8 protein-coding genes and 1 riboswitch are annotated in these 7,395 nt (G+C 42.2%); of the genes, 5 read left to right on the top strand and 3 right to left on the bottom strand.

The window, feature by feature from the left end:
- Positions 1-120: 120 nt before the first annotated feature.
- Complete coding sequence (locus tag L2748_RS22395; protein ID WP_220783267.1) at positions 121-321, top strand: Rho-binding antiterminator; 201 nt, start codon at positions 121-123, stop codon at positions 319-321.
- Between the two features lie 91 nt (positions 322-412).
- Complete coding sequence (locus L2748_RS22400) at positions 413-853, top strand: DUF2059 domain-containing protein (protein WP_246616280.1); 441 nt, start codon at positions 413-415, stop codon at positions 851-853.
- 108 nt (positions 854-961) lie between these two features.
- On the opposite strand, the gene L2748_RS22405 is transcribed toward L2748_RS22400, so the two are convergent.
- Entirely contained in the window at positions 962-2,170 is a 1,209-nt protein-coding gene (locus L2748_RS22405) for a NupC/NupG family nucleoside CNT transporter (protein WP_220783266.1), read from the bottom strand.
- 463 nt (positions 2,171-2,633) lie between these two features.
- The gene (locus L2748_RS22410; RefSeq protein WP_220783265.1) at positions 2,634-3,119 is read right to left on the bottom strand and encodes a VOC family protein; all 486 of its coding nucleotides are present in this window, start codon (positions 3,117-3,119) and stop codon (positions 2,634-2,636) included.
- 258 nt (positions 3,120-3,377) lie between these two features.
- Positions 3,378-3,464, top strand: a riboswitch (cyclic di-GMP riboswitch).
- Positions 3,465-3,523: 59 nt separating this feature from the next.
- Here L2748_RS22410 and L2748_RS22415 point away from each other — a divergent pair.
- Complete coding sequence (locus L2748_RS22415; RefSeq protein WP_220783264.1) at positions 3,524-4,897, top strand: hypothetical protein; 1,374 nt, start codon at positions 3,524-3,526, stop codon at positions 4,895-4,897.
- Between the two features lie 266 nt (positions 4,898-5,163).
- Here L2748_RS22415 and L2748_RS22420 read toward each other — a convergent pair whose 3' ends face one another.
- Entirely contained in the window at positions 5,164-5,532 is a 369-nt protein-coding gene (locus L2748_RS22420; protein ID WP_220783263.1) for a cupin domain-containing protein, read from the bottom strand.
- Between the two features lie 219 nt (positions 5,533-5,751).
- On the opposite strand from L2748_RS22420, the gene L2748_RS22425 reads away from it, so the two are divergent.
- Both L2748_RS22425 and L2748_RS22430 read left to right on the top strand, forming a co-directional pair.
- Positions 5,752-6,642, top strand: a complete 891-nt coding sequence (locus L2748_RS22425; RefSeq protein WP_220783262.1) for a tyrosine-type recombinase/integrase — start codon at positions 5,752-5,754, stop codon at positions 6,640-6,642.
- Positions 6,639-7,395 (top strand): IS91 family transposase (locus L2748_RS22430; protein ID WP_248957768.1); only part of this gene is annotated, 757 nt, incomplete at its 3' end. The genes L2748_RS22425 and L2748_RS22430, both read left to right, overlap by 4 nt.

Below are 7,395 nucleotides of genomic sequence, written 5' to 3' on the forward strand. Positions count from 1 at the left end.
TAGTTATAATGGCGGCTTGACCCCAAATGAATCTGAACGAAGATTTTGGAATACGTACAAGTCCGTGTCCAGTTTTACTTGACCACTACATGTATATATCATTACCCCGTTAAGCTAGTGATGAATAACGGCGATATAATTATAGGCAAAGCTATAGATACTCAAAGAAACGCCAACATTCAACATTGTATAAAGCTAAATTGCCAAGCAGTTTCAGGCTCCGAGCTTGACAACAAAGAGTGCTTAGTGGTGCTTGACGACATAAGTAGTATGCAAGTTTGTATCGATAATCCGCATATTGATTTCGTTGAATTTGGTTAATCTGCAACACACTACTTTACGGATAGCCTCACTATTCTCCGCGCTAAACAGCGCTTTTATTTTTCCAATACCTAACAGCTGGATGTTAATAATGATGAAACTCGCTTTTTTGCCTTTAGTTGCACTTATTACCTTTTCGAATGTCACCTTTGCCGAGCAAGCCTCTGCAGAAAGTGTTAAAAAATTAATGCAAAAAACCGGAGCTGGGGAGCTAGGAATCCAAGCAATGAAGCAAATGCTGCCTGCGCTAAAAAATATTATCCCCGATGCGCCAGAAAGCTTCTGGACAGATTATATGGCTGAGTTTAATCCTGAAGACTTAGTTGAAATGACCGTACCTATTTATCAGAAATACTTAACTGAGGAGGAAGTGCAAGCGCTAAATGCGTTTTATGATACGCCGGCGGGTAAGAAACTGATAAAAGTACAGCCTAGTATTATTCAAGAGTCTATGATGGCAGGCCAGCAATGGGGTCAAGCAGTGGCACAAGATGTTATGCAAAAATACCAAAGCCAAGCTCACAACCACTAAAGTGCTGGTTCTGATTCAGCAAACCACCACTGGATATTGATTTTTAAAATGAAAAAAGAGCAGCTTAGCTGCTCTTTTTTGTTTCATATAAATAGTATCACTAACGGGTTATAAGCTGATAAAAATACCCGCCAGCGCAGCACTCATTAAATTAGCCAAAGTAGCAGCCAATACCGCTTTTAAACCAAGATTTGCCACTTCACCGCGACGCTCAGGTGCCATCACGCCGATACTGCCTAACTGAATAGCAATCGAGCCAATATTAGCGAAACCACATAAAGCGAAAGTAATAATGACTTGTGAGTGCTGTGAAAGCTGATCTTTAATTGTGGTGAAGTCCATAAAGGCAACAAATTCATTGAGAATCAATTTTTGGCCAATAAAGCTACCCGCTAGCATCATTTCACTCACTGGCACACCAATTAAAAATGCAACTGGTGCAAAGATATAGCCCAGTAAACTTTGCATAGTCACGCCATCAAAGTTAAACCAGTTACCGACTTGCTCAATTCCAGCATTGAACATTGCGATGACACTGATAAAGGCAAGTAACATGGTACCGATAGCCACCGCTACGCGCATACCATTCATAGCACCAGACGCAAGCGCGTCAATTACGTTGCCATGTTCGCTCTTACTCATATCAACTTCTTGTTGATGCTGTATATTGCTAGTCTCTGGCACTAATAATTTCGCCATCATCAAGCTGCCAGGCGCAGCCATAAAGCTTGCCGCAATAAGATATTTAAGCTCAACACCGAGCCCCGCATAGCCACCAAGTACACTACCCGCAACCGACGCCATACCACCTGTCATTACCGCAAATAGCTCTGAGCGAGTCATCTTAGGTAGAAAAGGCTTAACAAGTAGCGGTGATTCACCTTGGCTTAAAAAGATATTACCAGTAGTGACCAAAGATTCAGCGCGGCTGATCCCAAGAAGCTTTTGTAAACCGCCACCAATAATTTTAATTACCCATTGCATGATACCGAAGTAATACAGCATAGAAATTAACGCGCTGATAAAGATAACAAGAGGAAGTACGCGAATAGCAAATACAAAGCTGTTAGTTGCAAGGTCACCAAACAGAAAATTAATTCCCTCATCGGCAAAACTTAATACAGAGGCCACGCCTTGACTCACCGTGCCCAAAATATTCTGCCCCATAGGCACATATAGCACCAATGCCGCTAACGCAGCTTGCAAGGCAAATGCACCGACTACAGTGCGCCATTTAATGGCATTTCGATTCTCTGAGAAAATCCATCCGCACAGGATTAGAAAACCAATTCCGAAAAAGCTAATTAACAACGACATTATTTATCCCTAATAGAGCTAAAAGTGTAAGTTGTCGGTAGTTTCTATCGAGTGTTGGCGTAGAAGACGCTTTGAAAAAAGCGACATTGAATGTCGGCAAAAGCCACCCAAGAAGTCACAGGTGATATTTGTCGATCGATTTGAGTTTTCCGGCCATTGATACAAGATAGAAGTATCTAAAACTTACATAGTTTTGCCGGTCCAGCTCCGTGGGTTGGTCACATGTCCATGTATCGGCTTGCATTAATTTGGCCATAAACATGAGGTTCAAGCCGGAATCGGATTATACGAGTAGGCAGGTAGATTAAAAGCAGTTAATCTAATTTAGTTACACAATGTGCTGCTAAAGCGATCTAAGAACCGCACTAGCGTGACACGGATCACGTAACTTAACTACAAAGTGATAGGTAAAGAAAAGGGTTAGCCATGCTAACCCTTTTTAAACTCATTGAGGCACTACCAATTAGTCATAATCAGATGCGTAAGTTTCTTCATAGCTATGTGAATAAAGCTCAAACAAGTTACCGAATGGGTCTTCCAAATAAACCATTTTCGCTTGCTTGCTATCGTCCTCTGGATGATAACGCATGATATCAATTCTAACCTTACCGCCAAATTCTTCAATACGCTTAATGGCGCCTGCAAAATCATCTGTTTGTAATGAGAAGTGGAAAATGCCAATACGTGAGAAATCCACTTCATGACGTTCTTGGCGATCGACCATCTCAAACAATTCAACACCAATGCCATCTGTTGTTACTAAGTGAGCAATATTAAAACCTTTAAATCCTTCACCAAAAACAGCAATACACATTCTACCAATAGCGGTTTCACGCTCTTCAACAACTTTGGTGTTCCCCATAACCAATTTTAGACCCAGTGCTTTAGTATAAAACTCAACAGCTTGATCCATATCCCCTACCATAATACCTACATGACTCATCTTCATAATCTTGCTCCACTCTTTACTGTGTAATGGGTTACTCATTTCGATGAAGAGATTATAGGTACCGCCAACTAAAACTTAAAATTATCAATAATTATATAAATGATAATTTATTTTTATCACCTATCGGTGTAACCAGCATAAAAGCAAAATGAATGCTAGATACATATCGCTGAGAATTTCACTCGCCGCCCCACTAAATTGCGACAAAAATTAACAGTGGCGCAAAGTTATTCGCTATTTTTATCAACCTTTTGTACTATCAGCCACTGGCAACTATTAATGAAAGTTAATAGGCGCAAAGCTACTAGCCTAAGTGCAATTGCATAAGGTCGTGGGGTTGTATGAATAAGGACATTTTCAACTTCAATGTGTAATACATAAGTATAAGAACAACAGAGGTTTTAATGTTCAAAAAAACAAAAAGTTATTCACTCATTGCGCTGCTCACCTTAGTCACAGCATGTGGTGGAGGAAGCGATTCATCACCTAGCTCAGATACACCGACTCCACCTACTACTCCCCCACCTACAGCGGCAACATGCAGTAACCCCCACAATGCAGAGTACCCAGCAGAGTTTCTTGGCCAATTTGAGTTACCAACACCCAACAATCAGCTTTCAAGTCATATTGTCCGAGGGATCAGTTTTAAAGACTACTCCCCTGTTCTGCTTTGGGGTGCATTAGGTCAAGGTAATCAGGGGGATTGCTCTCAAGATGAGTACGTTAAACTAATGTACTTAGAAGCATTACAAGCAATGAAAGCAACTGGTGCCCAAAGAACATGGCTTTATAACTATGGTCGCTGGAACACTGAAAATGAATTATGGGTCGTGGACCAAAGTGAATACCACATTCCACAAAAATACGTTGATTATGTCGTTGAACAAGCAGCAATACTGGATATCGATATTTACTACGCTTGGCAATTTACTACCAACAACACCGACTTTGACAGCCTGGTTGAGCTTGGCGAAGCGGTAACAATGGAAAAACTTAAACAGATATTAGATGCTCATCATCACAACATGGTAACTCAGGCTAAACACGCGCAAGAAATTGGAATGAAAGGCATAGCCGCTGACTGGAATGCAATGAACATTGTTCTTTCTACCGATGAATTAAAAGACTATTACATTGAACGTTTTGCAGAGATTATCGATGATATTAGAGCCAACTTTGACGGCGAAATAGTATGGGGACAAATTGGTTATGTATTTAATGATGAGCGTATTTTCTCCCGTGTCGATAGCCTGCTAATCAATGCGATGAATGCTGGCGGCAGTACTCAATTTACCGCTGAAGAAAATGCTAACTTAACTCCTGAACTCGTAAAAAGTAAAACCCTTGAATCATTCATAAACATGAAGTCTCAAATATACTGTTCAGATAGTTTCCAGCCTTGCTGGCATGGCAAGTCGGATATTGAGCTCCCCATTACACTCAATATCCAAGTACAAAGCCGTGATGACTTCTTTCTATCGGGTTGGAAGGAGGATGGTTTTTGTACCAGCGAAACACTAGACGATGGCACAATTGATAGCTGTATTCAAAACTCGTTCGTGACTGACTTTTCAGTTCAGGCAATCGGTATAGAAGGTATTATGCAGGCCATCGCCGACCAAGATAGTTTTGAAATTTCCAGCGTTGATATTCACACAGGCTATTGGTTATCGGAAACACTCATTCCAAGCAAGGAAGGCTTTCCCAATATTTCACAATCGATTCGCGGCAAACCCGCAGAAGCCATATTGAAATATTGGTACACCGGAAATGACTAAATATAAATCCGGCTAAATGACACCTAACCTAAATAGCCAAAATAGACTTTAAGTCTTTCTTGGCTATTGAGAGAGGTGAAAGTTCATTCTAGGAGAAAGTATTTATCACCGAAGTTTACTGCCCACACTTTGAGCTTTAACAATAAAGCTTTAACTCGTTTGTGGACAAAATCAAGTTAGAGCAAAGGCTATCGTTAAAGAGTGCTGATTAGAAAAAGTATCTCAGTTAATTCAAAAGCCCTAATTCGCTACGCCCCCTTTATCCGTTAGCTGTCGGAGCCTTGGCTTGGATAGGACATTTCAAGAATAACTACCTCACCATCAGCTAAGAATGGGCCATGGACTTCACCCGGAGGTCTGCTAGCGTAGTAACCTGGTTCAAGCCACATATCAAAAGCCTCGTCATAAAGACGACCAGAAACTACGAATATTTCCTCGGGATAACTGTGACTTTTTGCCCCGAAAGCCTTTGTATCATAACCGTCTTTGAAGCGAGTTAACCTTGTATAATCTCCGTTAATGCTGTTTTGAGCTAAGGTAATTTGACTTAAATTTCCGTCAGAACCGGAAATAAACTCCCATTCATTGTCACTGGATTTATCCAATGGGTTCCAATATGTTTGTGTTGATTTCATACCGCCTCCTCCTGAGGCTGCTAACGCCCCTGTTAAGGCGCAAAATATTGTCGGCTAAACTTGAGCGAAGCGAAAATAGCCAACTGTATTTTGTCGAACTCTAACAACTTGTTGAACGAAGCCGCTCTGCGGCAGAAAAGATAAAAACTCACCTTTATTCTCTCATCTTAAATACTTACTAGACCCTGCCTACCCTGGCAACTTTCTAGGAGTATTACGATGAACACACACGAGCAACAACGCTTTGATTTTCTTTATGAACAACATCTTACCAACTTAACCCTGCAAGGCAAGCGGCCTGCGACCGTCGATGCTTACAGTCGCGCCGTTAGGCGCATTAGTGCTTATTTCGATGCTTGCCCTGATAACCTTTCAACGGATGACTTAAAGCGCTACTTTGCCAGTTTGATTGATTCACATTCGTGGAGCACCGTGAAGCTCGACCGTAATGGCTTACAGTTTTTCTACCGACACGTGCTTAATCAACAGTGGGAGTGGCTTAATATTGTTAAGCCGCCGCAAGTCCATAGACTGCCTGATGTTCTCACCCCTGCTGAAATCTCTAGCGTTATTAGTCTTACTCATAAGCTGCGATATCAAGTGTGTTTTCTCACCTTGTACAGTTTGGGACTGCGCCTTGGTGAAGCAATTTCACTGCAAGTGGGTGATATCGATTCACAGATGATGCAGGTACATATTCGTAACGCTAAAGGCGGTAAAGATAGGTTAGTTCCGCTGCCCAAACGGACCTTATTAACACTGCGATATTACTGGCAAACTCATCGCCACCCTCGACTGATTTTTCCAGGCAAAGATAGCCAGCCTGATTCATTGATAGATAAAGGCGGCATTCAAAAGGCGCTAAAACGGGTTATCCGTGAGTGTAATATTCACAAATCCATCAGCCCACATAATTTACGCCACAGCTACGCCACTCATTTGTTAGAACAAGGGCTAGATTTGCGCTCAGTGCAAACTCTGCTCGGTCACAACAGCCTTAATACCACCGCCCGCTATACCCGCCTCACCACTATCACTCGCAAAAATACCGCCCTATCTGTTAACCAACTGACTGATAATTTGGAGCTCAAATGGGAGTGCGATTTATGATGTTCATTGAACTTTTACGCGACCACCTTGATGACTTTAATCAGGCTTATGATGGTCAAATGACATCATCCATGCGCCAAGCGATTTTCGCCATGCTTAATTGTCGCAGCAATACTGAGCGAACCAGCCATTGGGCATGCCGAAGCTGCACGCATACTGCTGATTTCCCGCTATCATGTGGTCATCGCAGTTGCCCTCAATGTCAGCACAAGACCACGACAGACTGGCTCAACAAACAGCAAGCTAAACTCCTGCCCGTAGAATATTACATGGTGACGTTCACCTTGCCTTATGAACTACGAAACGTCACTAAACACCAACCTGAAATGATGTATCAAGCCATGTTCTCGGTAGCCTCCAGCGTGCTCAAAGACTTCGCTAAAAACTCAAAGCAAATCGGTGGTGAGATTGGGTTTACGGGCGTGCTGCATACCCATAACCGAAGGCGTGACTTTCATCCTCACATCCATTTCATTATCCCTGCGGGTAGCTTCGATAAAGCGAAAAAACAGTGGAGAAAACACAAGGGTAAATACCTGTTTAACGCCTTTAACCTGGCCAAAGTGTGGCGAGCAAGACTGCTGGTGTATCTGACAAAACTGAGTCTCATACTACCAACCTCAATCACCAAAAAGTGGGTGGTAAACTGTCAACACGTTGGCAAAGGGCTGTCTGCACTAAAGTACCTGTCGCGATACCTTTATCGTGGCGTATTACCCGATAAAAATATCGTCAGCAATATCGATGGCCAAG

It is taken from the genome of Shewanella sairae (assembly GCF_023283535.1).
Taxonomy (GTDB): domain Bacteria; phylum Pseudomonadota; class Gammaproteobacteria; order Enterobacterales; family Shewanellaceae; genus Shewanella; species Shewanella sairae.